Origin of the sequence: Agarivorans sp. QJM3NY_33 (assembly GCF_050870865.2) — a bacterium.
Classification (GTDB): domain Bacteria; phylum Pseudomonadota; class Gammaproteobacteria; order Enterobacterales; family Celerinatantimonadaceae; genus Agarivorans.
In genome coordinates this window covers 2591545-2617529 of the sequence record NZ_CP194039.2, presented here as the reverse complement: position 1 = coordinate 2617529, position 25985 = coordinate 2591545, and the positions used below count along the sequence as shown (strand labels likewise).

20 protein-coding genes are annotated in these 25985 nt (G+C 46.2%); 17 read left to right on the top strand and 3 right to left on the bottom strand.

What is annotated here, in order from left to right:
- The first annotated feature begins 42 nt into the window (after window positions 1-42).
- The 6 genes from ACRRSY_RS11740 to ACRRSY_RS11715 all read left to right on the top strand — a co-directional run bounded on the left by ACRRSY_RS11740 (window position 43) and on the right by ACRRSY_RS11715 (window position 8781).
- Window positions 43-3120, top strand: coding sequence for a contractile injection system protein, VgrG/Pvc8 family (locus ACRRSY_RS11740; RefSeq protein ID WP_432463233.1), 3078 nt, complete (start codon window positions 43-45; stop codon window positions 3118-3120).
- On the top strand, window positions 3117-5678 hold the full coding sequence (locus ACRRSY_RS11735) for a DUF2169 domain-containing protein (RefSeq protein ID WP_432463232.1): 2562 nt from the start codon (window positions 3117-3119) through the stop codon (window positions 5676-5678). Before ACRRSY_RS11740 ends, ACRRSY_RS11735 begins: the two co-directional genes overlap by 4 nt.
- Complete coding sequence (locus ACRRSY_RS11730; protein ID WP_432463231.1) at window positions 5665-6729, top strand: pentapeptide repeat-containing protein; 1065 nt, start codon at window positions 5665-5667, stop codon at window positions 6727-6729. The genes ACRRSY_RS11735 and ACRRSY_RS11730 overlap by 14 nt, the downstream gene beginning before the upstream one ends.
- On the top strand, window positions 6726-7283 hold the full coding sequence (locus tag ACRRSY_RS11725) for a hypothetical protein (protein ID WP_432463230.1): 558 nt from the start codon (window positions 6726-6728) through the stop codon (window positions 7281-7283). The genes ACRRSY_RS11730 and ACRRSY_RS11725 overlap by 4 nt, the downstream gene beginning before the upstream one ends.
- A gap of 5 nt (window positions 7284-7288) precedes the next feature.
- Window positions 7289-7687, top strand: a complete 399-nt coding sequence (locus ACRRSY_RS11720; RefSeq protein ID WP_432453222.1) for a DUF4150 domain-containing protein — start codon at window positions 7289-7291, stop codon at window positions 7685-7687.
- A 77-nt stretch (window positions 7688-7764) separates the two neighbouring features.
- The gene (locus tag ACRRSY_RS11715; protein WP_432463229.1) at window positions 7765-8781 is read left to right on the top strand and encodes a hypothetical protein; all 1017 of its coding nucleotides are present in this window, start codon (window positions 7765-7767) and stop codon (window positions 8779-8781) included.
- Window positions 8782-8789: 8 nt separating this feature from the next.
- Here ACRRSY_RS11715 and ACRRSY_RS11710 read toward each other — a convergent pair whose 3' ends face one another.
- The 3 genes from ACRRSY_RS11710 to ACRRSY_RS11700 form a co-directional block, all read right to left on the bottom strand.
- The gene (locus ACRRSY_RS11710) at window positions 8790-9278 is read right to left on the bottom strand and encodes a hypothetical protein (protein ID WP_432463228.1); all 489 of its coding nucleotides are present in this window, start codon (window positions 9276-9278) and stop codon (window positions 8790-8792) included.
- Window positions 9275-9718: an SPOR domain-containing protein gene (locus ACRRSY_RS11705; protein WP_432463227.1), complete on the bottom strand. Its 444-nt coding sequence runs from the start codon at window positions 9716-9718 to the stop codon at window positions 9275-9277. The genes ACRRSY_RS11710 and ACRRSY_RS11705 overlap by 4 nt, the downstream gene beginning before the upstream one ends.
- Before the next feature lie 81 nt (window positions 9719-9799).
- Entirely contained in the window at window positions 9800-10930 is a 1131-nt protein-coding gene (locus ACRRSY_RS11700; protein WP_432463226.1) for a GNAT family N-acetyltransferase, read from the bottom strand.
- A gap of 386 nt (window positions 10931-11316) precedes the next feature.
- On the opposite strand from ACRRSY_RS11700, the gene ACRRSY_RS11695 reads away from it, so the two are divergent.
- The 11 genes from ACRRSY_RS11695 (at window position 11317) to ACRRSY_RS11645 (ending at window position 25981) form a co-directional block, all read left to right on the top strand.
- Complete coding sequence (locus tag ACRRSY_RS11695; RefSeq protein WP_432453217.1) at window positions 11317-12348, top strand: sigma 54-interacting transcriptional regulator; 1032 nt, start codon at window positions 11317-11319, stop codon at window positions 12346-12348.
- 385 nt (window positions 12349-12733) lie between these two features.
- Window positions 12734-12988 (top strand): hypothetical protein, encoded by a 255-nt coding sequence (locus ACRRSY_RS11690; protein WP_432463225.1) that lies wholly within the window; start codon window positions 12734-12736, stop codon window positions 12986-12988.
- Between the two features lie 83 nt (window positions 12989-13071).
- Entirely contained in the window at window positions 13072-15144 is a 2073-nt protein-coding gene (gene tssC / locus ACRRSY_RS11685) for a type VI secretion system contractile sheath large subunit (protein WP_432463224.1), read from the top strand.
- Between the two features lie 71 nt (window positions 15145-15215).
- Window positions 15216-15836 carry a type VI secretion system tube protein Hcp gene (locus ACRRSY_RS11680; RefSeq protein WP_432453214.1) on the top strand — a complete coding sequence of 207 codons (621 nt, stop codon included), beginning with the start codon at window positions 15216-15218 and terminating at the stop codon, window positions 15834-15836.
- A gap of 123 nt (window positions 15837-15959) precedes the next feature.
- Window positions 15960-16310 carry a hypothetical protein gene (locus ACRRSY_RS11675; protein WP_432463223.1) on the top strand — a complete coding sequence of 117 codons (351 nt, stop codon included), beginning with the start codon at window positions 15960-15962 and terminating at the stop codon, window positions 16308-16310.
- A 41-nt stretch (window positions 16311-16351) separates the two neighbouring features.
- Complete coding sequence (gene tssF, locus ACRRSY_RS11670; protein ID WP_432463222.1) at window positions 16352-18151, top strand: type VI secretion system baseplate subunit TssF; 1800 nt, start codon at window positions 16352-16354, stop codon at window positions 18149-18151.
- On the top strand, window positions 18115-19281 hold the full coding sequence (tssG, locus tag ACRRSY_RS11665) for a type VI secretion system baseplate subunit TssG (RefSeq protein WP_432463221.1): 1167 nt from the start codon (window positions 18115-18117) through the stop codon (window positions 19279-19281). Before tssF ends, tssG begins: the two co-directional genes overlap by 37 nt.
- The gene (locus tag ACRRSY_RS11660) at window positions 19278-19748 is read left to right on the top strand and encodes a hypothetical protein (protein WP_432453210.1); all 471 of its coding nucleotides are present in this window, start codon (window positions 19278-19280) and stop codon (window positions 19746-19748) included. The genes tssG and ACRRSY_RS11660 overlap by 4 nt, the downstream gene beginning before the upstream one ends.
- The gene (gene tssK, locus ACRRSY_RS11655; RefSeq protein WP_432453209.1) at window positions 19745-21139 is read left to right on the top strand and encodes a type VI secretion system baseplate subunit TssK; all 1395 of its coding nucleotides are present in this window, start codon (window positions 19745-19747) and stop codon (window positions 21137-21139) included. The genes ACRRSY_RS11660 and tssK overlap by 4 nt, the downstream gene beginning before the upstream one ends.
- Window position 21140: 1 nt before the next feature.
- Entirely contained in the window at window positions 21141-21902 is a 762-nt protein-coding gene (locus tag ACRRSY_RS11650; RefSeq protein WP_432453208.1) for a DotU family type IV/VI secretion system protein, read from the top strand.
- The gene (locus ACRRSY_RS11645; RefSeq protein WP_432463220.1) at window positions 21902-25981 is read left to right on the top strand and encodes a type VI secretion system protein; all 4080 of its coding nucleotides are present in this window, start codon (window positions 21902-21904) and stop codon (window positions 25979-25981) included. Before ACRRSY_RS11650 ends, ACRRSY_RS11645 begins: the two co-directional genes overlap by 1 nt.
- Window positions 25982-25985 lie beyond the last annotated feature (4 nt).

Genomic DNA, 25985 nt, shown 5'->3' with positions numbered 1-25985 from the left:
GCTTGAATAGAAGATTTTCTATGCTACGGAGTTAAGGGTTATATGGCGCTAACTGATGTCGCGATAGCAAGCGAGCGACGCCTAACACGGGCTTTGCAACTCAGAGTGGATGGGATCAGCTCGCTTAATGCGATGACCGATGATTTCTTGCGCTTGTCGTCGCTGCAGGGGCAGGAGGGGATTTCACAGGCCTATCAGTTTAATTTGGAGTTGAGGGCAAATGATGTAGAACAGTTAAACCGACAGCAAGTGGAGCAGTTAGCCAGCTTTAATGCTGCCGCGGTGGTCGGTTTATGGGGAAGTGTCCGGATTGCTTGTGCTTGGCATCAAGACCGTTTTGCCCACCACCCAGTAGATGACGCTGCCGATTGGGAAGGCAGCACGCCGTCACGCTATTTTCAGGGGATTGTAACTAGCATGACGCTGATGGCCCCTGGTTGTTACCAACTGGCGCTGGGTTCACCTTTACATTTTCTTAATTTACGTAATCGCTATCACATTTATCACAGCATGGATGTTGTTGCTTTGTTTAGTTGTTTACTAGAGCGGGAAACTGCGTCGGGACGCTTAAAGCTTGAATTTCGTTTTGATGAAAGCCTAACCGTGAGTCGGGTGCAAGATTGGTTGCAAGCCGGTGAAACGGATATGGCATTTTTACAGCGCATCGCTGGTCACGTCGCGGTGCATTATTACTTTATACATCACTCAAATGAACTTAGCTTAGTGTTCTCTAATCGGCCGACGGCGCTACGAGAAGTAGATATCCCCAACTGTGATCAGCAGCCTCTAGCCTTGCGTTACAGTTATTCTAGTGCGGAAAAACTGGGTCTACAGCAAAACGATTTGTTTTGTGACATGAGTTATCAAGTTAAACTGGTGCCTCAGTCAGTGGATGCAATCCTCACCCGCGAAGAGGCGCAGTGGGAGCAAAATGATGTAGCGGGCTTTACCAGTTACAATGGCGACCCAGAACAGCAAGATAACCCACAGTATTTAAGGCATCGTCGCTACGCCTATGGCACGGATCGTAGTGAGGCAGAAGGCCAGTTAAAGAAATTAAAGCAGGAGTTGGCAAGCGATCAAGAAACCTTGTCGGGTAGCTCGACTTCACCCTTATTGAGCCCGGGGTATACCTTTCAATTGTCGCAACCGACAGCCGCCAGCAGCAACGAGATGCGTTTAATGCGTCAGTCTTTTAGCGGCAAAACCTTCGTGGTCACCAGTATTCAGCACAAAGCGAGCGATCAACAGCCCTATAAAGGTACACTGCAGGCCAGTGAAGTCAATCCGCAAACCGACAGTAGTCAAGGCACGCTACTTAGTCCTTTTTCGATGGAAAGTACGCAACAGGGAAGTGTGCTGGCCAGGGTGTTAGAAACTGCGGTACCAAGGGGGTGGCGTTACCGGGAAAAAAGTAATTTTCAGGTGGAGCAGGCACAGAATTCTTTTGCCGGGGACGATGAAAAAGAAAAAGGCTGTTTGGTTCAGTTTGCCACCGCGCGTGATAGTTCCGAACAGTTTTGGGTAAGGTTGAGTTCGCATAGTTCATCGGCACCCGAAGTGGGGGCGATGGTGATGGTTTCGCGCGCTAATAACGATAGCGAATTACCCGAGCTTAGCGTTGTCGCATCACACGGTTCAAAGACCGTGCAACCTCCCGATCGGCGTAATCAGTCCTGGACGGCCAATACCAATTGGGGTTCCAGTTACTCTTGTAGTTATGGCGATGGCATTAGCCTGCGTTATGGTTATAGCTCGGTGGTTGATTTTGAGCGTGAAAAAGCAATTGTCGAAAGTGCCTATGATAACGCCGATATGCATGGCAACAGCTATGATAATGTCAGTTTTTCGCGTGGTGGTGGATATAACCTCTCATTGAGTAATCAAAATGCCGATGGGGTGAGCAATGCCAGTGTCTCCGCCGGTAGTAGTTATAATGAAAATCATGCCAAAGTAAGTTATGGCTACAGTGATACTGGTAGCACGCAAAATTACTCTCAGGTGGGTAAAAGCGTTAGTCGTTCAGTAGTCGGCAAATACGATGGCCAAGTTGATTTAAGTCAGCCGAGCTTCATCAATGGCAGGGTGCCTGAGCAGTCGATTATCGATATCGCCAATACCTTAGCCGAAGGCGATAGCTACAACGAGCACCATGCCAAAGGACGTAGCATATCGCTGAGTGGGCAGGGGATTGCCCCGCCAAGCTTTGGTGGCACTAGTGCAGTGGTCTACTCCGACAGCATTGTCTGTGGTAATACCGAAAGTAAATCGCAGCACATGGGTAACGCCAGTAATAGTAATCAGCATATTGGTAATAGTAATTCCACCAGCCTTACGCTGGGCAATAGTGACTCCAGTCATACGACGCTGGGGAATAATAGCTCCATATCGGCTCAAATCGGCGATACCTTTGCTATGAACTCCTTTATGGGGGGGCGTACTGACATCTCAACAACGCTGGCAACGGTCACCAATATGTCAACCTTCTTAGGTTTGACCTCGCATATCGATACTTATATGGGCTTGAAGAACAATATCTCTACCCAGCTTGCGGCAACGAGTAACATTAATACTAGTATGTCGGCCGTTAGTAATATTGAAACCAGTATTGGAGCTAGCAATACCATCAGTACCAACATTAGTGCCAGCAATGAGCTCAGTACTAAAATTGCGGCGAGTAATGCCATGGCGACCCATATTGGCGCATCGAACAGCGTCACCACGAACATCAGCGCTAGCAATAATGTGTCAACGACTCTGGGAGTGGCCAATCATACCGAAACCTACTTAGGACTTAAAAACTCAACGTCTACATTTATCGGCGCGACTATGGATAGCAGCGTAAAACTCGGTAGCAGCATCTCGTCATCGGTGGCCTTGGCCAGTGATATCAGTTCGTCTACTTTTATGGGGGCGAAAATTGAAGATTCGAGTTTCTTTGGCATGAAAGCCGAATTCTCAACTTTTATGGGGATCAATATCACCAGTAAAACGGTTGCTTCGGTGGATATTGAAATGAAAAGTGCACCCTTAGCGCTCAAGCCACTGAAAGCCTCGGTTGAGATTGAAATCGACTCGGGTCCACAAATCAATATGCTGGTCATGCAGATTAATCTATGACGATGCAGCTGATTAAACCTCGATGTTTAGGCCTGATATCGCGGCCTTATCGCTTTGATGAATGGGGCTTAGCCATTGGCGCCTTAAGTTTTTTTTCGTTAGAGAAAATACCCCGCTTGCTGCTTGAAAGTGAGCAATGGCCGCTCATGACCAAAGCGTTGGGGCAAACTCAGGTGCTGGATATGGGATTCGCCAAACCGAAGGGGGAAGTATTGGTCGCGGGCGCGGCATACCCGTCCCAAGGTCAGGCTGCCGAGCGTTGTCGGGTTGCGCTGCAGGTGGGGCCTGTAGACAAGAGTCTTGTTGTCGTCGGTGATCGTTACCTCAGGCATCGCTGGTTAACGAAACTCAGCCAGCCGCAGCCCTTCAGTCGCATGCCGTTGAGCTATGAGCGGGCCTATGGCGGGCCTAACATGCCCAATAACCCTATTGGTCGCGGTGCTGGTTGTAAAAATCAAGGTACTAAGCTGCAGCCTTTGGCTAACTTTTACTATCCTTCCGATAATCAGCGCTTAGGATATCAGCCCAAGCATCCCGCTGGCCTTGGGCAACTGGATATTGGCTGGCCGCAGCGTAGCCGATATCAGGGAACTTATGATGAAAAATGGCTTGCGGAACGCCACCCCGGATTTCCGCAAGATGCTGATCCAAAGTTGTTTTTAGCCGCAGCAGAAGACCAACATTTTAATGCTTTCATTGAGCCCCAAACGGCCTTTAAGCTTAGCGGATTGCATCCTGAAATAAGTACCATTGCAGGTATTTTACCCAATATTCGGATTCGTATGTTGGTTCAGCAGCAGTTGGATGGTGCGCTTTGTTACCGGGAAGTCGAAAACCACATTGATACCCTATGGTTGTTTCCTGACGCGTTGTTGGGGGTGGCGATACATCGTGGGGTTGTGCCAATTGAGGATGTCGATGGTTTGGACATCAAACAACTACTGTTAGCCTGCGAAGGTGTGGATGACCCCCCTCGCTCGCTGGCCCATTACCAACAGCAACTGGCAGAGCGCAGTGACCCGACATCGGCCACTAATAGTCTGTTGAACGAAGCGCCACTGTTGCCCGAGAAGACGCCGCAGCAATTGGCCCGCCGCAAAACTCTCATCACCAATGCTCAAAATGCGCTACAAGAACGCAAGCGAGCTAAACTCTCCGCCTTAAAGGCCGGCCAGCCAGAGTTGGGTTTAGCCAGTCCTGAAGACGACTCGGAGCTTGACTCGCTGGCAGCGATCCCCTCTGAACTGATGAGCGAATTCGATTACGATCTATCACCTGTCATGGCAAAGGTAAATAGCTTGTGCGCGAAGCTCAAAGCGAGCAGTACCGCTGCGAGCCCTGTGCAAGCAAGCAAGCCACTCGGGCAAAGCAATCAGCAGTTGCGAGCGCGACTCATGCGGATTGCTGGTGAACGGGATGCAACAGCAAGCGGCTTATCCCCGCAGGCACAGGCGGAGCAACTACAAGCGGCGTCAAGCCTGCAAATGCGTCAACTTAGTCCGACCATGACCGTCGATTATCTCCCCCTGCCAGAGCAACAATCTTCGCTACTTCGAATATGGCTGCAAGAGCTACTTGCTGCAGGCGAAAGCTTGTCAGGGCGAGACTTAGCTGGCGCCAATTTAAGTGGCTTAGATTTTAGCGGGCAAAATTGCCGCAATGTAATGCTGGAGGGGGCAGATCTTAGTGATTGTAATTTCTCGTCCTGTGATCTGAGTGGTGCAGTGCTCACCGGAGCCTGTATTGGTGCCAGTAACTTTAGCAAGGCCAAGCTGCATGCTAGTAATTTGTCTGCAACCACTGGTGATGGGCCTTGTTTCGATGGTGCTGAACTCATTAAAACCCAGTTGCTGGAAGCGCAGCTCAGCAATGCCAGCTTCATTCAGGCTTCGCTTAAGCAAGTCAATGCGACCAAGGCCAAACTAAAAGCTGCCAACTTTAGCGGGGCCGAGCTCATAGACAGCCAGTTGCTGCAAACCGAATTAGTCGGCAGTGTCTGGCAGCATTGCCAGGCTAGCGCCCTCGTTATGTATGGGGCCGATTGCTGTGACAGCAACTGGCAGCATGCTCAGGTAAAGCGTTGCGTCATGGTCAACATGCGGCTGAGTTTTAGTCGTTGGCAAGGGAGCCGTTGTGAACTGCTACAGTTCGGCCCTGGGGGGGAGTGGCAAGGGGTTAACCTGAGTCGCGCAAGCTGGAAAATATGTGGTTTGAGAGCGCTCAGTTTAAAAGATTGCACAGCAAGTTCGGCGGTGTTTGTCGAATGTGATTTTAGTTCGGTGCAGTGGGTCGATTCAGACTTAAGCCAAAGTACCTTCTATCGTTGTTTGATGGGCGATGCCCTGCTTCATTCATTGGATTGGCGAGCCAGCCTACTGCACCAAACCAAGCTACGTAAAGTTAAGGCCAGTCAGGTCGACTGGCGAGGTGCCACTATGCATGAAGTCGATACTGACCATGGTGCTTTTGATCTGTGCCGTGTTCATGGGCTCAAGCAAAGCCCGAAACCGAAAAAACTAATTCCTGATCAAGAGGTTAATACTAATGCAGCCCAATGATTTACAAGAATATGCAGCAACAGGCAAACCGGTGATGAATGCCGAATTTTGTGGTCAGAGCTGGCAACAAATTTCGATAGAGGGGCTAACTTTTATTGAATGTAAATTTAACCAGATGAACTTACAGGCATGCCAATTGACTCGCTGTGTGTTTATCCGCTGTGATTTTTCCCAAAGCAGTTTAGTTCAGCTTCATTGGCAACAAAGTAATCTGTTGCAGTGTCAGGCTAAAGATACGCACTGGCAAGGGCAGTGTCATGGGGCCACTTTTGCGGAATGTAACTTCACTGGCGCCGTGTTGAATAACTTCGAGATTGAGGCCAGTACTTTTAGCGACTGTCAGCTCGATAAAGTCGCCGTCATGCGTTGCAGTTTTAAAACGACCGCTTTAAACCAGTTATCTCTGGATGGCGCATTGCTCGATAGTTGTCAGTTAAACAACGTGGCGTGGCTGAAGGCTGATTTAAGCGATGCCAAGCTCATCAACTGCCAGTTTAATCAGGTTTTGCTGCTGGAATGTGATTTGAGCGCTCAGGACTTAAGCCAAGGACAATTACAAAATTGCACCTGCTCAGAGAGTCGATTTATTGGGACGCAGTTTAAAAACGCCCAGCTTCAGGGGAGTAACTTTTCGAAATGTTTGATTGAAGAGGCTTGCTTTGAAGGGGCGCAATTGCAACGTAGTTTATTCATCGAAGCGACGATTAAAAGCTGTTCATTTAACCAAGCCCACATGCAGGGCGTAAATTTCCAGCAAGCGACGCTTGATGCTTGCTTACTCAATCGATGCCAGTTGAATGAGTCTTGGTTTAAACATGCGGTGATCAGCAATAGCGATTTTTCTGCGAGTGAGCTAAGCAATGCCAATTTTTCCCATGCAGTGCTTAAATCCTGCAATTTTCAGGACGTGGCTCTACAGCGTACCAACATTCATGCGATGCAGGACAAAGATTGTAAATGGCCCAAATTTACAGAGGGAGCGGTGCTGCAAACCGATGTCGATTTAAGTCAGATCGAACAAAAACTAAATCAACTGGGGATCGTTCTATGAAGCCATATGTTGCTTATCAACAATTGCGAGTCGAGCTACCACAAACCACAGCAAAGCCTGAACAAGCTGCTTATACAGTGGCTCATGTGACCGCCGTGATTCACGATGAAGCGGGACGAGCGGTAAAATATCAGCTTGATCATGATATTGAAGTGGTGCTGGCAATGAGTTCACTAATTCAGCCGGTCCGTGGTGATTTAGTTGCTTATCTTAAGACCGAGGCTGGTTGTTTTCTGCTGCATATTCTGCAACGTAATTGCGAGCAGGTGACGCAAATAAACAGCGTCCATCCGATACAACTGCACGCGCCCAAAATTGTTCTTTCGGCAGAGCAGGAGCTTGAATTGCTTTCACTGAATCGCTTTTCTCTCACCGGTCAACATGGGCTTATTTCGGTGAGCGGAACCTTGGTGAGCTGTGCTGATTTCATGGTGAAACAGGTGAATCAGTTGATGGTCACAGCCAAAGGTTTACTGCGCCTGTCTGGCAGGCAGCAGGTGATTACCGCCGAAGAAGATGTACGTATCGACGGCAAACGGATCAATATGGGGTGAATATTATGTTTGCAAATACCCAAATGACGGCGATTAATTTGGCCTTTCCCGATGTCTGTAAAACTCTGGTAGGGGTGGCACCAGTGCCGCTCCCTTATCCAAATATTGCGACCACCAGTATGGCGATCCCAACGGTGTTTAATCAGTTCACCGAAGCCATGCCAGATCACAACTTGTTGACGACGGTGGTGTTAAGTAATGGTGACGAAGCTGGCCTGTTGTTGGGATTGGTATCGAACCTGATTATGGGGCCATGTAGCCACGTGGTCGGGAGCTTTAAGGTCTTCAAGTCGGTCATGCCTGCAACCAAAATGTTATCGATCACTGGTCAGAATGGCCCCTTGGCTAATGTACCCGGTGTGACCTTAAGCCCCTGCCAGGTGAAGGTGATGATATTGAGTTAGTGACATGTATTCATGTCTATATAAAGTTTATTGTAGTTTGTTGAGCCGGATTTTTTGGCTGTTGAAAGGAGCACAACATGGAAGATGGGTCAGAAAAAAGAGCGGTGTTAATTGCTGGGGAGGGTAGCTTAAGCCCAAGTCCGTTACTCGAAAAAGCGCGGCAGCTTAGAGCAAATAAAAAAAGTCCAAACAAAGTTCAGCAGTCTGTTCCTGCTCATTCAGAGCCAAGTAAACGACAGCTTAAATCTGATGGGACAGCGGTGTATCCGAATGTATCCTTAGATGTTTCGCAAGGTGCTAGAGCCAAAATCGAGCAAAAACGTAAAGAGTTGGAGCAAAGTCGAACCTTGCCCTCATCAGGTGAGGTTTTTATCGCAACAGGGCCTTCACGTCCAGAGATGACGGTAGATGGGGTTATCATAAAAAATAAGAAAAAGACCAACACGAGCACCAAAATAACTGATCCTACATTTGGTTTTAAAGAAGGTGTTAGCCAGTTTTCAAACGGAGACTCAGAATTTACAAACAGGATATTTACCTCATCAAGCCCCGATTGGACAAAAACCAAATATGGTAGCCACGATGAATTTCTAGAGGCTTCAAAAGCGGTTCAATCGGAGATTGCTTCCGGTGGACATGCTTTATTTCGGGCAGATCCTAGCAACGTTGGCAAGGGGTATTTGGGCAAACATGATCCTGTATTGAGTGTTGCCAATTTACGAGAGCGATTAAATAAGCAAACCATTCTAGGAATTGGCACCGGTATGCCTACATCTACATCCTCAAAATTTACTTCATATAAGGCCTTTAATCAGTCGGAAAACATGGCGAGAACTGAAGCTTCGCTGTTGCTTGCAAAAGATACAGCCAAGGTTGGTGTATTTAAGGGGCAAGCTTCTTATAAGGCAACTTCTGATTTTAAAAAGGATATCGGTATATCAGTTGAAAAAGGAAAACCGGGTACCACCATGGTAAAGAGAACTCAGGTTTCGCTAAATTCGAGCCTTGACCCCACTCAAGTGAAAACTGAGTTGAATGCGGGCCGGGCATCTACCGTTCCTTGGACGGTTGCTCAACATTTTCCGACAAAATAGGCTTAGTGTTATGAGCGGAAACTATTAAAGCCTGAGCCTTTTGAGGCAAAATTCTGTCGATGCTGATGTTTAGGCTGAGCGTGTGCATTTGAGTCGGCCATTGGCGACAGGCTTAAGCTTGGCTCTATCTTGTTACTAAAGCTATGGCTCCCAAGTCCGGTGCGCAGCTTGGTGCCGGGAATGCTGTCATTTCGGCTGACAATGTTGGGGCTTACACCACTAAAATAACCGCGGGTTTGGGGATTTAGCTGATGATACATAATCGTTGTATCCCGTTTAGAAAACTCGCCGCCACTTACTGTCGGTGCCGGGCGTCGTGGGCTGGAACTGGGCTCGCCAAGCTCTTCTAGAGTGCGCATGCGCAGCTCTGTATGACTTACTTTGGAACCTAGGCCATAGGCGTTTGCCAGCTGGTAGTGGTCGTTAACCCCTTTATCGCGAACAATTCTAACCAATTGTTGATAATCTCGCAGCGGTGCGGCAATGGTAGATTTCATGGTGTTGTTTGCTCCTGTTTGACCGTTTGCTCAGGGGGACTATCAGGCCATTGAACTAGCGATGTTGCTAAGTTGAAGTGCTGCTGTTGCCAATGCTTCGCGTTATCAATCGTGCTAAAAGGACCAAGTAATGCAACATACCATTGTCGCTGATTGTCGTGAGTGGCAAAAATATTAGCGGTTTGACTTAACTCGAGTTTATTCAAGGCGAAGCTGGCTTGTGTTAAATCAGAGTATAGGCCAATTTGAACCGCAAATTGGCGATTGCCGGTATCAGCGACTTTAAGCTGTAAGTCTTGATTGCTGATAGGCGATTTAAGCGACGCGCTATCAAGTTTAAATTTAAGCGGATTTAATACGGTATTCGGCGGAAGGATGGCAGTTAAACTTACGCCAATCGCGGCAAATAACACGAAGATAGCGAGCAGTGTCTTTGCCATGTTCTTATTCTCTTTATTGTTAATAATGTAAATTTAACAACTTTCGCTGGGTTTGCAATTAATAAGCTGTCATTTTGCCGCTTAGCTGCAAAATAGACTGGCAAAGTTATGGTCGGTGTTAGTTTTTGATGTCCTGAGTTTGAGTGCTGATGTGATGGTAGACAAGGGGATTAGCTGCTTTTCATCGTTCAGGTTAAAGATCTCATGGATCTCCACATAATGCTGATACAAGGTCTTTGGTTTACCTCGATAATAAATCCGTTGGTTGTCATCGGGCGCTGAAAAGGTGAAGGGTAGCATGCTGAATTTTAGCTTGTGCATTGCGCTGATTGAGGCTCGGTTATGGGCAAAAGCACAAGCATAACATGCGCTTATCTGATGATAGTGTTCTCCCAAATATAGTAAGGTCTGCAATGCTTGAGGACCAAGTTGCTTGCCTTGAAAGTCTTTACCCAGCCAGAAGTAAAAAAAGCCAATGTTCTGCCGGATCCGTAGGCAAACCGATCCCACAAAACCCCAATGATCATGGATCAAGGCGAATACTCGCTGGTCTGGTTGTGATTGATTTTGATGAAGCCAATGTCGCCATTCGGCTTCACTGGCAAAGTTTGGTAAATTGCATAACTCGGCGATTGAGGGTTCATAAAATTGCCAGATAAACGCATTGTAGTGCTCGTAATCCAAGGGGATTAAAGTGAGCAGTTGATTGGAGCAATCGTCAGGGTGGTAAGATATGTTGCACTGACGTTGTTGCAGTAGCGTTATACTCTGGGTTAATTGTTGGGCTTCTGGATAGTGCAATAGTGCATTGCGTAAGCTTGCTTCTGCGTTATTTAGGTTTCCAGTTTTAATTAATGTCACCACGGTCTGATAGCAGTTATCAATCGCATTTTGTTGTAAACCTCGGGTACTTTCTAACCCAGCAATATATTTATGCAGTTGACGTCTTAAAATTAGTAGCAAGGACCAGTCTTCAAGCCAATCAGCTAATTCAATTGCTTTGATGAGTAATTGCGCTGAGGTTTGGCTCACTGGGTAAGCTTCTAATTTTTGTTGTCGTAACCACAGTAACCACGTTATACGCTCACAGGGAGAAATGCCATGTTGTAAGCCGTAGGTAATTTGGCTAGCAACCCGCGAGCCCATTTTATTGTCGAAGATCTCATGGCTTGCTAAGCCGGCGAATTTGAGTGAAAAATTGAATGATTCCATAGGCTTTAACCAAGTCTTTTGGGGATAAATAGCAATTGTTTAGAAAACGGTTCTGAAAATATATTCAAGCTTAATGCCAGTGCGAATAAATCGCAGATTAATTCAAGTAAGCGTCACTCGGACATGGTATTGACCATCAATATTGGATAGCGCTATGGATACCTGGAAATAGATACATTGAGGCGCTGTGCTGGAGGGCTGACTAGATTTCAGATGATAGATTCATGCAATCATCATCAGCATTATTTACTAACCTATCTGTCAAATAATGAGTTTGTCAACTAATGTATTGTTTATGAGTGAAAGCCGATAGTTTGTTTTTGGTTGTTTATAGGGTAAGGATGAACCCGGCACTATCAATAACTCAAAGATAGGAACAGGGAATAGTGAAAGACATATTGGAACAAAATATTGTTGGTCACTCGTACGCTATCAAAAGGGTGATCAAAGCCATTCGAACTCAGGCTGTATTTCCCACACCAGTGATTATCACGGGTGAAACAGGAACCGGTAAGGAATTGGCAGCACGTGGTTTGCATTATTCTGGAGGCCTTTCCAGTAGGCCATTTATTGCGCTTAACTGTTCCACCTTTAATGATGATTTATTTGTCAGTGAATTGTTTGGTCACAAGAAAGGTTCATTTACCGATGCTAAAACCGATCGTCAAGGCTTGTTAGCTGCGGCAGAGGGGGGCACTTTGTTTCTTGATGAGATCGATAGTTTGTCACTTAAATCTCAGGCGACGTTATTGCGTTTTTTACAAGAAAAAGAATTTCGTCCGGTAGGAAGTAACGACACCTGTAAAGCGAGTGTTAGGCTTGTGACTGCAACCAACTGTGATCTAGCAGAGCAGATCACCAAAGGTTGTTTTCGTGAAGATCTTTACTATCGTCTATTGATTTTGACCATTCATATGCCTCCCTTGCGTGAACGTATCGAAGATATGCCCGAACTGATAGAACACTTTTTGAGTAAGTTCGACAGTCAATACCAGTTAGGGCGAAACAGAGTCAGCGAACGAATCATGCATCAGCTGTGTCAACATAATTGGCCTGGTAATGTTCGAGAGTTAGAAAATACCTTACATCGGCTGTATTTAACCGCAGAACTCCCGCTCATTGATAATGTTGAGTACTTGCTGTTTGCATCAAAAACTTTGCGCGAGACCCAAACTGTGGTTGCTAAATCGAAGATTGCCACTGAGCCGGAAAATTTTGATGGTATTTCTTTCGCCGATGCTAAACGTCAAACAGTAGAGGCTTTCGAACTTGCTTTTGTGAAACATGCCTTGGTGAAGTGTAACGGTAATATTACTAAAGCTGCATCACTTTGTGGAAAAGAGCGCAGGGCATTTGGCAAGTTGGTGAAGAAATACAATATCAGTAAAAATTACCCTGACCTCGGCTTATCCTGCTGAGTTTTTCCTGTGAAACTTGGCGATTACTCAAGGGATCTGGTATCCATTAAAGGCGAACAATAAAAGTAATATTAAACTTTTAATGAATTCATAAGTCATGTTTACCCATCTCGGACCCTATCTATATAGCCTTAGCTACATCTTATGCGCAACTTACTTACCAAAATGACAGCGATACAAACTTAAATGATGGGGTTGCAGCATCACTCAATAGCTCTCTGAATCGAAACGTACCGGGCTACAACTTACCCACTGGGTATTAATTCACGCGTTCCTGATCACCTAAAATATACGCAGATAACATCCAACTATATATATCCCATTGTTCTTACTTGTTAATTATTTGTTTTGTCAATTTGGCATCAGTTTTGCTGAAGGTTTGGTTATGTCGTTTACCACGAGGGTAACTATGACGGACGAAGTACAAGACATCAAGTTGGTGATCTTACGTTACCTGCAACAGCATCCGGGATCAGAAGACTCCCTTGCAGGCATTACCGACTGGTGGGTAAAGCGGCAACGTTTCGATGATTCTATGATGGCGGTAGAGACAGCATTGAAGCGTATGGTAGGGGAACAGATCGTGGTTGAAACAAATCGCAACGGTGTTTCTTATTACCGATTTAATGCGAAGGCATAACCAAGGACGTGAGTCCACAATAGTAGTTTTGAGTGCTAGTCATAAGGAGCTTTTGACTAGCCAAATCGTTAAGGAGTGAAGTTTTGGAAAGTTTACAAAAGAAACTGTCACGCGTTCGTTCTCCACGGGTACATATTACTTATGATGTGGAGATTGGAGATGCGATTGAACAGCGCGAGTTACCCCTGATGGTGGCCATTTTGTCAGATCTTTCTGGTGACCTGCCGTCCGTTGCACCAAATGACTCAGCATTAACACCGTTACCCGCGATTAAAGAACGATCGTTTGTTGAGATTGATCGTGACAGCTTCAACGAGGTAATGACGGGCTGTCAGGTGAGGTTAAAGGTTGATGTAGAGGATGTTCTGAGCGAATCGTTGGAGACACCTGCGGCGAAAGAAAAAGGTGGGAAAGCAGCTAAGACGGCTAAGGATGGCGACGTAGAGGAAGGTGACAAAGACCCTGCCTCTGAAGCTGCTACGGACAAGAAAAAGAAAGTCTTTATCCTCGCTTTCAATTCGATTGATGATTTTAGCCCAATGAATCTGGTGAATAATATTGAACCTACCGCTGCTCTCTACCAAGGCCGTTGTTATCTGCGAGACTTTTTAGGTAAGCTCGACGGGAACGATGCGCTTGATGAACTGTTGGCGAAACTATTTAGCGACAAAAAGTTGCAGGATGAACTGATTGGTACTTTTGCAAAGGCGGATGACTTTTCAGCAGTAACTCCCACAGGCTTCACTCAACTGATGTTGACTGAAGGACATATGGCATTAGATGACTCGCAAATTCCTTATGTTCTTAAACTGATCGGCCAGTTCACGGTTGATGTGGTGCAAAAGCTCGATCCCAATCAGCCTGCTTTTGCGGCGGACCTGATCAATGATCGTATTTCCCACGTCGACAATTTGTTGAGCCTGCAGATTAATCTAGTACTGCAACATCCTAAATTTCAGTCTTTAGAAGCGACTTGGCGTGGCTTGCACTTTCTAGTTATGAATACTGAAACCAGTACTCAATTGAAGTTGAAGGTGTTCAATGTGTCTAAGGCCGATCTACTGAAAGATTTACAAAAGGCTGTTGAATTTGATCAGAGTGCTCTGTTCAAAAAAACCTATGAAGAAGAATTTGGCACTTACGGTGGTGACCCTTTCAGCTTTATGGTTGGGGATTATGAATTTGGTCGCCATCCTGAAGACATTGAACTATTGGAAAAAATTGCTGGTGTAGCGGCAGCGGCTCACGCCCCATTTATCACCTCTGCTTACGCTAAGTTGTTTGATTTAAAAGATTTTTTCTCTTTAGCTCAACCGCGCGACTTGAGTAAGATTTTTGAAAGTGCGGAGCTTATTAAGTGGCGCAGCTTTCGAGAAACTGACGATTCTCGGTATGTCACGTTGACCTTACCTAAAGTGCTGTTACGTTTACCCTATGGGCCCGATACGGTGTCGGTGGAAGGCTTTGACTTTAAAGAAGATGTGGATGGCCGAGATGCATCACGTTATTTATGGGGAAATGCAGCATATATTTTAGCACAGCGGATCACTAATGCTTATGCTAAGTATGGCTGGTTAGCCGCAATTCGCGGTGTGGAAGGTGGCGGACTGGTGGAAGGTTTGCCAACCCACACCTTTAAAACACCTTCCGGTGATATCAAACTGACTTGTCCTACCCAAGTGACGATTAGTGATCGTCGAGAGAAAGAACTTAACGATTTGGGATTTATGGCCATTCTACACCGTAAGGGCTCAGATAAGGCCGCATTTTTTGGTGGGCAAACAACCAACTTGCCGAAGAAATATAACACCGATGCCGCGAATGCCAATGCCCGTATTTCAAGTATGTTGCCCTATGTATTGAATGCGTCGCGCTTTGCTCACTACATCAAAGTCATAATGCGTGACAAGGTGGGTAGCTTCTTAACCAAGGATAACGCGTCAGACTTCCTTAATAACTGGATTGCGAACTATGTGCTAGTTGATGACTCTGCCCCACAAGTGATGAAAGCGAGTTATCCGCTACGTGATGCAAGGATTAACGTGACCGATGTTCCTGGCTCGCCAGGCAAGTATCGTGCAACGGTATTTCTTCGTCCGCATTTCCAACTGGAAGAGTTATCGACGTCGATTCGATTGGTGGCGGAGTTACCGTAGTTTCGACACCGAAATGCAGTACCAAGTAAAGCTTGGCTGCTCAGAAATATGGACAAAATGAGAGATAAATTATGGATTTGATATTGCTACAATTTGGTGATGACAGCTTCACTAAACCCCAAGATCCTGCGGGTAGCGGCTTTCTAGACCCCTCTGGTGGATCACTTATCGACGGTGCCGCCGATGGCGATACTTGGTCAGCATTGGCCGATAATGCGGGTGGCTCGGGTTTCGATGCGAAAAAATGTGTCGAGTTAGTGTCGATTAATCAAGGTCTGCAGCAGCAAGTCACTACCGATGTGAGTAACAGTGCACGAACTTCTGGTCGGCCCATCATCAGTGACTTTACGTGCGTAAAGTATGTTGATGTGAGCTCGCCCAAAATGTACGACTATTGTTTACGAGCGAAGCCTCTCGATACCGACCCAAGCAGCCCAACCATTATTTTTGTACTGCGTAACTCTGGGGATCAGCTCAACATTATTATGCGCTTCGAGTTGCGTCTCGCACTGATTAGTGAAATTCAGTTTCAGTCTCATCCGAATGATATGGCGACCGAGCAGTTTAAGCTGAATTTTACTGAAATTACTTGGCATCATCAGTTACAAGGTCCTGGAATGCAGAACAAAGGAACCATGGCTGCGGGTTGGAGTATTGCCAAAAACCGTCCAATTGGTGCTTTGTCAAGTTAACAATCTGAACCACAGGATGGGCCGGGATATGCGCGTGCTAGCCCATGCCCTGTCATTGCAGAGGGTCAACATTTGATAAGCAAGAGCTTTGTTGCTTAACGAATACCAGCAAAGGAGTTAGAGATGGTGAGTAAAACACTGTTCGAACGCTTAGCGTTTCCTGGTGAGGAGATCGTGTTAGTGGATTCTGTTCGACGCAACATTCAAGCAATTTTTGACTCGCGAATGTTACTCGATGGTGATGAGCACAATGCCAATCGTGGTTTAGTGCCGTCTTTGGTAGAGCAGGGCGCGGATAGCCATGCCGATCTCGACACCTATAAAGAGCGCCTAGAACAGTTGATATTGCGTTTCGAACCGAGGGTTAAGGCTGTTGAAATCAGTGACCTTAGTTTTCGAGAGGTCGGTAATGGTAAATGTGAATTAAAGCTACAGGTGCTTGATATGGATTTAGTTGAAGACTTTCAATTTTGAGTATCGAGTTTTAAGGCAGATGAAAACAGGAATGGTCGTGCATGAATCACTATGACAGCTTTCAACAGGAATTGCAGTTTTTGCGTCATTCGGTGGAGCAGTTTGGTCAAGCTTACCCTGCGGCTGCCGCTGAGCTAAAATTAAGTTCGGGTCGTTCGGCTGATCCTCATGTGGAACAATTATTACAGTCTTTTGCTTACCTTACTGGAAAATTACGCTCTGACATGGCGGAACAGCGCGGTGAAATACCAAATCAGATGCTGCAAACGCTATACCCGAGCCTGGTGCATTCACAACCGTGCATGACGGTGTTGCAGGCTAACGTTGAGACCGACGGCGCAAATTTTGTAAATGGTTATATGTTAAAAAAGGGGCGGCAGTTTGTCACTAAAGCCCGGGCAAGTCATAGCGATAAGAGTTACGACTGTATGATGCAGTGCTGTTATGACACGCCTTTGTGGCCTTTTGACATCACTGGTGTGAAAATTTTACCCAAAAATTATTACAGTCAAATCGATCAACGTCGCGACACTCAGGCCGTTCTTTCGGTCACCGTAGCAAGTCGAGGGATGGATAATGTATATGAATATCCTTTGGATAAGCTGCGATTCTATTTAAACAATACCAGCCAGCGGGCAGAGCTATTTCAACTATTCAATGACAAGTTAAGAGCTGTGGCGCTTAAAGTTGGAGATAACATTCGGGTATTACCAGACAGTTCAAAGCAGCATGTACTGAGCTGGCTGGGTTTTGAAGCTTCACATAACGTATTGCCCGATGGCGACGGTAGTCAGCGCGCCTATCGTTTGCTTCAGGAATACTTTGCCTTCCCCGATAAATTTTATTTTTTCGACGTGAATGGTTTAGAACTTGATGGTTGTGTCGATGAGTTTGAGTTGCTGTTTTTACTGGATGAAGCAAAAAGTTCGATTCACCTTGCTCGTAACAGTTTGTCGTTGAACTGCTTTCCGGTGATCAATTTATATCCAAAAACTTTCAAGCCCGTTCAATTGAAGCAAACTGAACATGAATACCGCTTAACAGCAGATGAGCAGCAATACCTGCTGGCAGAGATCCATCAGATTACTGAGGTTCGTAGCATTGGTTTTGATGGCAAGGCCAAATTGGTGGACCCATGGCTGGGAGTCAAGCGTGAAAATAGCGCGGAGCAATACTATATCACTCGCTTAACTTCATTGCTAAAGGCAGAGCAGAGCGGTTGTGACACGATGCTTGCACTTTACGATGGCCAATTTAATACCAGTGATCCGATTGATCAGACCTTGGTGATAAAAGGTTGGTGTAGTAATCGACGCCTCCCAGAGTTTTTGCGGATGGGGAATAAGTTAAAGCCGGTAGGAAGTGCACCAATGATGACTGCTAACGTGATGGAGCAGCCAACCCGATTCAAAGGAGCACGATTACAACCGGGTAACAATGTGAAATTGCTGTCGCAGTTAAGTTTAAATCATTTTGCGCTTGGCGAAGGGCGTAATCGATTAGCTTTGCTCAAACAAATCCTCACTCTATATGCTGACAGTTTCGCTTCATCGCAAATGCGCCAAATTGAGGGTCTCATGGATTGGCATGGCGAAAGTGTGGTTAAGCGCATTGGTCGGCAGGCTTGGCGCGGTCACTGCCGAGGAACTCGTATCACGATGACGGTAGACGAACACTACTTTGGTGACGCCAACCCACTATTGTTGGGGCAAGTTCTAAGTCATTTTTTGGGTCTGTATACGACTTTGAACCATTTTGTTCAGTTACAGCTTGTGAGTCATCAACGTGAAGGAGTGTGGAAACAATGGCCACCGCGCATTGGCGAACAGGTTTTACTGTAGCTGACTTATATACTAATCCCGAAGCTGGCTGGTCGTTTTATCAGCTGGTACGTTTACTGTTATCTGAAGAATCACAGGATCCTGAATTATCTGAAATAAGTGATTCGCTAGGTGATGCGCAAGCGGTTCTCGGTGAATTGAAAGATGTGAGCCATTTAGAGGCTCATCGTGCCACGCGAGCTTTCTACTTAAGTCAAATAGAACAACCACAGTCTATCGAAAACCAACTCGTTCAATCTTTAGATAAACATTTCTTCTTTAGAGCATCTTATGAAGCACATTTTCCGGCGGGAGAAGTGAGAGCGGTTACAGTTATCGATTCGGGGCGGGATGATGTTAGCCATAAATATCAAATTGTTAGCTTAGGCAATCATATCAGCGGCTTAGCTGGCCCCTTGCCCGATGGCCTCACCGAGCTGGTGGTTGATGATATAAAAAACCGTCAGGCGGTGTTAGCTCATTTTTTGGATCTGTTTAACCATCGCCTGCAAAGCTTACGATATTTATTCAGAAGCTTGACCGACGCCACTCTTGCCCACGCACCAGCGGAGCACTCAGAAATAGGCCAAATGTCACTGGCTTTAAGTGGCAATCTACTTAAAGTGCACCGCCAGCTGTATCAACAAAATACCGATCGGTTTATTGGGCTTGCAGGCTCACTGGCAAATCGACGCATGTCCTTACCGCTTATTCAAGAGCTATTTCGAGTGACTTTAGATGTCCGCTTAAACCAACTTAAACATTGTATTGGTCGTTGGCTAAGAGTTGAAGTCGAAGATCATATTCGGCTTGGACAAGCCAACCATTGTTTAGGTGGAGAGGCGACTCTAGGAACTCAAATATGGGATCAGCAAGCGGCGATTGGCGTGGTCCTTGGGCCCTTGCCTAATTTGAGCCTTAAGCGTTTGTTACCGGAGGGGGACCGATATTCGCAGTTATATCGCCTACTGTGTTGGATTACCGATCGCAAATGTGATTGTGAGGTCACTTTAGTCAGCGATCAGGCTGTTTCTAAAGCGCTTTGTTTAAAGGGGGAAGGAAACCAATTAGGCCGTCTTAGTCGGTTGGGTGAATTCCAAGGGCGTGAACGGGTGACCTTTATGGTGGATTTAGCGAGAACAAATTTATGAGTCGATCAGTTGGGATTTTGTTGACTTGTATGTTGCTGATGACTGCTTGCTCATTAAAGGAATACCTTGGGCTTAGCCATGCCAATGACTTAAGCAAAGTCTCTGTAAGTAGTACCGCTGATTGTAACCAGAATAATCCAGTGGCGTATGACCTAGTGCTGATATTCGATACTGGGGCAGCCGCGACTTTAAGCACAATGAGTGCCCCACAATGGTTCCAGCAAAAAGAAGCGATGCAATTGAGTTTGGGTAGCAAAATTGCCGTACTGAGTTACGACATTGTTCCACTGACTTCCGAGCAGCCAATCACATTACCCAAGAATTCAAGAGATGCCACTGCCGTGTTGTTGTTCGCTAATTACCTTGCTTCGCTTGGCCAAGTTGCCGCGCGTATCGAGGGTTATCCATCGGTTCGAATTCAGTTCGAGGTGAATCAATACCAGATTATAGCGGGTGGCAAATCATGAAAGATATAGATTGGGAGTCTCTCCCGCAAGCTCTATGTTGGTCTGAAGGGATGATGCTGTCACCGCAGCACTTTCAGCAAAATGATGTGTACTGGGAAAGTCAGTTGCAAGTCCTTAGAAAACTGGTTTCCCCGCATGCTTGGGGCTTAACTCTTTTAGATATCGACCATGGGAAGTTAATGCAAGGTGAGGTCGTGGTAAGGCGGGTCAGGGCGATTTTGCAGGATGGCTTAGTTGTGAACTATCAAGAAAATGAGCATGACCGCTTACAGCTTGACCTGACGACGCTTTCGGGAATTGATCAACTGACTCGGGTTCGTATTCATTTGGTCGCACCCATTCGAACGCCTGGTTGTGTGAGTGATAGTGCCACCATTCAACGCTTTGAAGCGGTTGATGGTCCGCCTTCGGTCGATGATAACACCGGACAAGGTGAGATAGTGACCCAGCGCTTAAGCCCCAAACTGGCCTTGCAGGCAACCGATCGAGTTAGTAGCAAATATGCGAGCGTACCGTTATTTGAGGTTTGCCAACCCGATGTGGGTAATTTTCAACTCGGTGAGTATTGTCCAGCGTTATTAAATATCGCTGCAGAAAGTTTCGTATTTGATCAGAATACTATTGGTACTCGTAAGCCGATTCAACAACGTTGCCAAGCGCTTGCTTTAAGTATACGTAATAAGGCGCGGCAGCTTGCTGGCTATTCTGAGCAGGGGGAAGATCGACTGGGGCATAAAATTGGCCAGCTACATCGGAGTTGGATAAGAGCCTTAAGCCGTAATCTGCCAGAATTTGAATTAGCTAGTGATGATCAACAAACTCACCCACACACACTGTATATGTTGTTGGCGCGTATGGTTGGCATTTTTAGTGAGTTGGATCCAGTTGGGGTGCCCCCTAAACTGGCAGCATATCAACATAGTAATTCTCTGTCTGGCTTCAATCAGGCTTTGGATTACCTGCAACAGCAGCTCTCTAACGTGAATATGCGCTTCACTAGTATTCACTTTGAGCAAAACCGTAAAGGTGTGTTCACCCTGCAGTATGATAAAGCGTGGGCTGGTGGGGAGCTACTTGTAGAGTTGTCGGCTTTTGATGGCGGTAGCACTGAAGAGCTGAGTGAGTGGTTTAAGGCCTGTCGTATTGCATCATTTAAGATGCATGAGTCGTTAGCCAAACACCGCATGCTGGGTGCTTCGGTTCGTCAAGTGAGTGTCGATGAGCAAACTGGTATTGCTGCCGGACCGGGTCGGGCGTTATTTGCCATTCAAGCCGATGAAAAGCTGATCCTGCCGGGGCAACAACTGGTTATTGTATGTACCAGTGGACAGCTGAAGTTGCAGCAACCTCGGCGTATCACCTTGCATGTCCCTCATGAGTTAAGGGTTTAGTATGAAAACTAAAACTGATCAGCTCGACTTACTTTCGTTAATGGTGCAGTTTTACGAACTGATTGCCATATTCAAACAGCAAAATCAGCAAGGCATACTAGATGACGTTGTAAAACGAGAGATAGCGTTAGCCGAAGCTCCGAAACCGGAAGAAATTGCTTACGCTGTTCAGGCGCGTTTGCGATTGTGGTTGGAAGCCACTCGGCACCAATATAACGAGCGAAATACGGCCCGTGAAAATCAATCGATGAAATGTGCGCTTTACGCCATGGTTGCTTTGGCTGATGAGTTGGCTCTATTTGAAATTGACTGGGTAGGGCAAGCTCACTGGCAAGATATATTGCTCGAAAAATCGATGTTTAAGAGTTGCCGAGCCGGCAGCACGATGTTCGAGTTAATTGAAAAACTACTGAATGCGCGCAGCCATACGTCGATGGAACGCCAATTATCGACCGTGTATTTATTCATGTTACGTTTGGGTTTTGCTGGCCGTTATCGTGAACAACCGGAAAAATTGGCAAGTTACCGACAGCGTTTATATCGACTTCTGAGAGCGGAGGCGAACGGACAATCTACTCCGATATGCGCGACTGCTTATAAGCATTTGTTGGTGTCAAATGAGCAGCAACGATTGGCTCCTATCGCCAACTGGTACCGGAAAATGGCTTGGGTAACGCTGACTTATTTAGTACTCAGCTCAGCCATTTGGGCATTACTTAATTTGCCGCTTAGTCAGCTCTCGCTTCTGGGACTGGGTTCGTAATGGCCGAACTATTTGCTAAGTTAAACTCGCTATGGGAAACCTCTGAGTTGTTGCTGAGAGGGGTCAGCGGTGGCTTGCAGCAACGTTTATCCCCGCTGGTGGTTATGCTTGACCCTTACTGGAACGATCCAGTATGGCGTGTCTTATTCATCTTTTTTTTACTGTTACTTATCGTGATACTGGCTTGGTGGCTATTAAAACTTGGATTCACTTGGATTAGCGTTTTGTTTTCAACCATCAATGTAGGAGCGAAAGCCTTACTCTGCTGGTTGGCAAAACCCTTTTCGGTTGCGCGACTGTGGTTTGACAAGTATCGAGAGGCTTATCGTCGAAAAGCGCGTCAGAATTTAAGGCTCAGGATTCGCATGAAACGAATTCGCGACACTTTAAAGTATTTAACCACTAGCCGCCAGTGGCGTTATAAAAGCTCATGGTTTTTGTTGCTTGGCGAAGCGGGATCGGGCGGAAATGCGTTACTTGAAGGGATCCGTTCTGGCAAGCGTGCAGCATTGCTGCATCGAGAAAAACAGCAACATGCAGCTGGTAGCCAATGGCATTTCTTTGACAATGGGGTGTTGATTGAAGCCGACCAAGAGCTATTAGTAGAATCTCAAACTGGACACAACCCTAGTGGAGAAATGCCTCGACTGGCTAAATTGTTAGAAGTCATTCACCGATATCGACCAGAGCGACCGCTAGACGGTATCGTTATGAGCATCTCTGCCAAGTCATTGTTAGAGGCCGACAGTATCTACCGCCAAGCGGCGCTGGCTGAGCAGTTATTCAAGCAGTTATGGTTGGTGCAGAAAAAAAGCAGTTTTGTGCTGCCGATTTATCTGGTGGTAACCGAGTGCGATGTTATCGAAGGTTTTGAAGCTTTCTGGCAGGCTCAAAGCGACCAACGTTGGCGGGAGATGATTGGTTGGTCAAACCCACTGCAATTAGAAAGTAGCTTTGATCCGAATTGGATAGATTTGGCATTTGAGCAAGTGGTTGCAGATTTACAGCTCGCTCAACTGGAAGTCGCAGCCTCAAGTTGTGAGATAGTCGATATAGACCGATTTATGTTGTTTCATCAGCATTTTCGTCGCATGCAATCTCCCCTTAAAAAAGTCATGGAAGGGACATTCAGTCGCAGCCAATTTCAGGCACCTCTACCGTTAAGAGGGGTGTTCTTTTGTGGTGCCGTTGAGCAGGTCCCGGCATTTACTGACCAATTGTTTAACCAAAAAATATTCGCAGAACTGAATTTAGCCACCCCGCTGGAGCGACGGCTGTTGTCCTCGGAAAAGCTCCTAAAGCGGTTTCAACTTTCGACTATGGGGTTTGGAGCCTTGTTATTGTTATGGTTGTGCTTTGACAGTGTTCGCATGCTTAACTATAACCACAACTTCACTCGGGTCCTCAAACAAGCAGCGAGTGAAATCAGCGATTCGACTACGAATTGTCCATCACTGGGTCAAAACCCCTACCGCTTATTGGCTCACTTAGCAGAAGTAGGGCACAAGCCTTGGAACCTATCGATGCCAGTATCGTGGTTGGATACCCAATTGTACAAAAATCAGTTGGTTGTTGGCAATCAACTACTGAGTCCTCAATTGTTCAGTAGTCTTGAATGTCGCTTAAGCGTCAAAGCCATAGAATTAAATAAATTGGAACAGCAAAGCTCAAAAAGCCAAGCTAATGAGTCAGCTTTAACTGAGCAACTATTTGTATTTGCAGACTCGATGTCGATATTTAATACCAGTGTTGACGACTTCGTATATTTGGCGGGTCCATTGGGTAGCGATAAGCAAGTACAAGCTAGGCTCACCAGTTTACTCGACTACGCATACGATGTTCCAGTGCCAGAGGCTTCACGCCCTTCATCCCCTCTGGTTACTGGGGCAATACAGGTGATGGAATACAAAGTAAAGCAACAAACTTTAACCGATCCCGAACGAAACATTACTCATTTACTGCAGTCCGCGAAGAGATTACATCAAGCCCTTATTGACAGTACTCATCCTAGATTTTTATCTGAGCTTGGCAAAGATGACGCGCCTACCTCCAATTTATTAATTAGTCAGTTAAGAAGTTTGGGGGAATGGTTAAGCACCAGTAACCTTAAATGGACGGTTCCTTATAGCGCTAGTCCCTGTGGTAAGGTCAATACTCATTTGGCTAGCGCGATCAAGGGATTACGCAAGTCAGGCGATCATCCTGCATGGATCTTAGATGAGATCAGTGAATTATTTGGTGAACAGCGTTGTTACCAGGTTGCGCAGCAGAAGTTATTAGCGGTCAATCTAGCACAGCATGGTTCAGCTTTTGTGTCAGCAGGCAAATTAGTACGGATGAGCCCAAAACTTGTTACTTTACAGCAAGAAATTAAAGCACTAGAGCAATTGCCATTTGTGATCCAGCAATTATCCGGAACATTGAGTCCGCTGCCAACAACACCGATACAGCGTTGGCGTCTGGGGCCTCTGACTCAGGCATTGGATAGTATTCGTCAGTATCAAGCATTTGAGGCGCGTTACTACCATAGCGCCGATTCTTTCTACGCCAATTCGATTCGACATAAGTTAAGCGATGTCATCACCTACCAGCTTAACGACGCGATGCAACGGCAAGTTCGCTTAGCCAATTCTTTAGAGAATAGCGATAAGGAAGCTGAGCTTGCATTAAGTATCAACAACTTTGTAAATGTACAGGATGCTATTTTAAATCTTGAACAACTACTGATGCAGTTGGGTGATACTCGTAACCGAATTTGGCTGAAACAATCCGCGCGTAATCATGCGCGACAGTTGTTAGAACAGATTGATGAGCTAGTGAGTCTCGATAGGCTTTATGTTGCAGAAAAGAAACCAGATTGGCAGCAATTGAATTTTGCTCAGGCCCTGTTTGCAATTGAGACTGACAAGCAACTTAGCCAATATGCCATTGCTCAGCGCCAGCGCTTGAGTTATCTGGCACAAAGTTATGCGCAGCCACTGGTTAGCTTTTTATTGAATAGTGGGGGAATAGAACAGTTAGGCGGTAGTTCTCAGCGTTGGTTTGATACCTTGAATACCTTAGCGAAGTATCAGCGCAAAGATCCTGATAATGACTTGAGTAAGCTGGAGAGCTTAATTACCACGACATTGCCAGAAATGACGATGCTGCAATGCAGCGATGTGGATGTAAGTCCTCAACGGGGGGGCAGTTGGTTTGGCGAGAAGTTGCAAAGACTTGATCTACAGGTTTGGGCGCACTGTAAAAAGTCAACTCAGGCTCGAGCAATTGATAGTTATTTGGCTATGGCGAGGAGATTTGATCAGCAGCTAGCCGGTCTGTTTCCGTTCTCTGAGGTGAGCGAAGCAGGTAAGAATGACTTGCCTTTAAGTACCGCGGTCGGATTTTTTACGAGCCCAGATAATGACCCTCAGTTGTTGTCTGAGCAATTAGATGCGATGGCCAAAGCTTATCCAGCAAAAATCCCGACCAGCTGGAAGCGCTTTTTAAAGCAGCTTAATCAATTTAAAAACTGGCTCAATAGCGGGCTCGCTTCAGACGGACAAACTTGGTCAGCCGAATTAGATGTGCAATTTAACGCATTGTCAGGGAAGGCCAAAGGAACCAACCAAATCGTTCGTTGGGAACTCAGCAGCAGTCAGCAGCTTATCGGTTTTCCTAATCGAGGCGAAGTCATTCATTGGCAAGTTGGGAGGCCGCTGGCATTAGAGTTATTTTGGGCCGATAGTTCTCCCTACCAGCCTTATACTTTGGCAGACTTACCTCACGCGACATTTGTTTCACAACGTTCAGCGGTACGTTTTGAGACCACGGGTGCTTGGGGTCTGTATGAATGGCTTATTCGTTACGCGGATAGTATGCATATGAAACCTGAAGGCATGGCGGCAGGCACTCAGTTACTGATGTTTAATGTCCCTGTCTCTTATAAAGAAAAACTCCCACAGCAACAAAAATTAGCCTACGTTAGTCAGCCTAATATTGCGCTGACCGGACAATATACCGATGCCAAAGGTCTTCGTCATACCATGAGTTGGCCGCAGACCTTGCCCCAAAAAGCTCCAAATTTTAGTGATAACTGAGGAA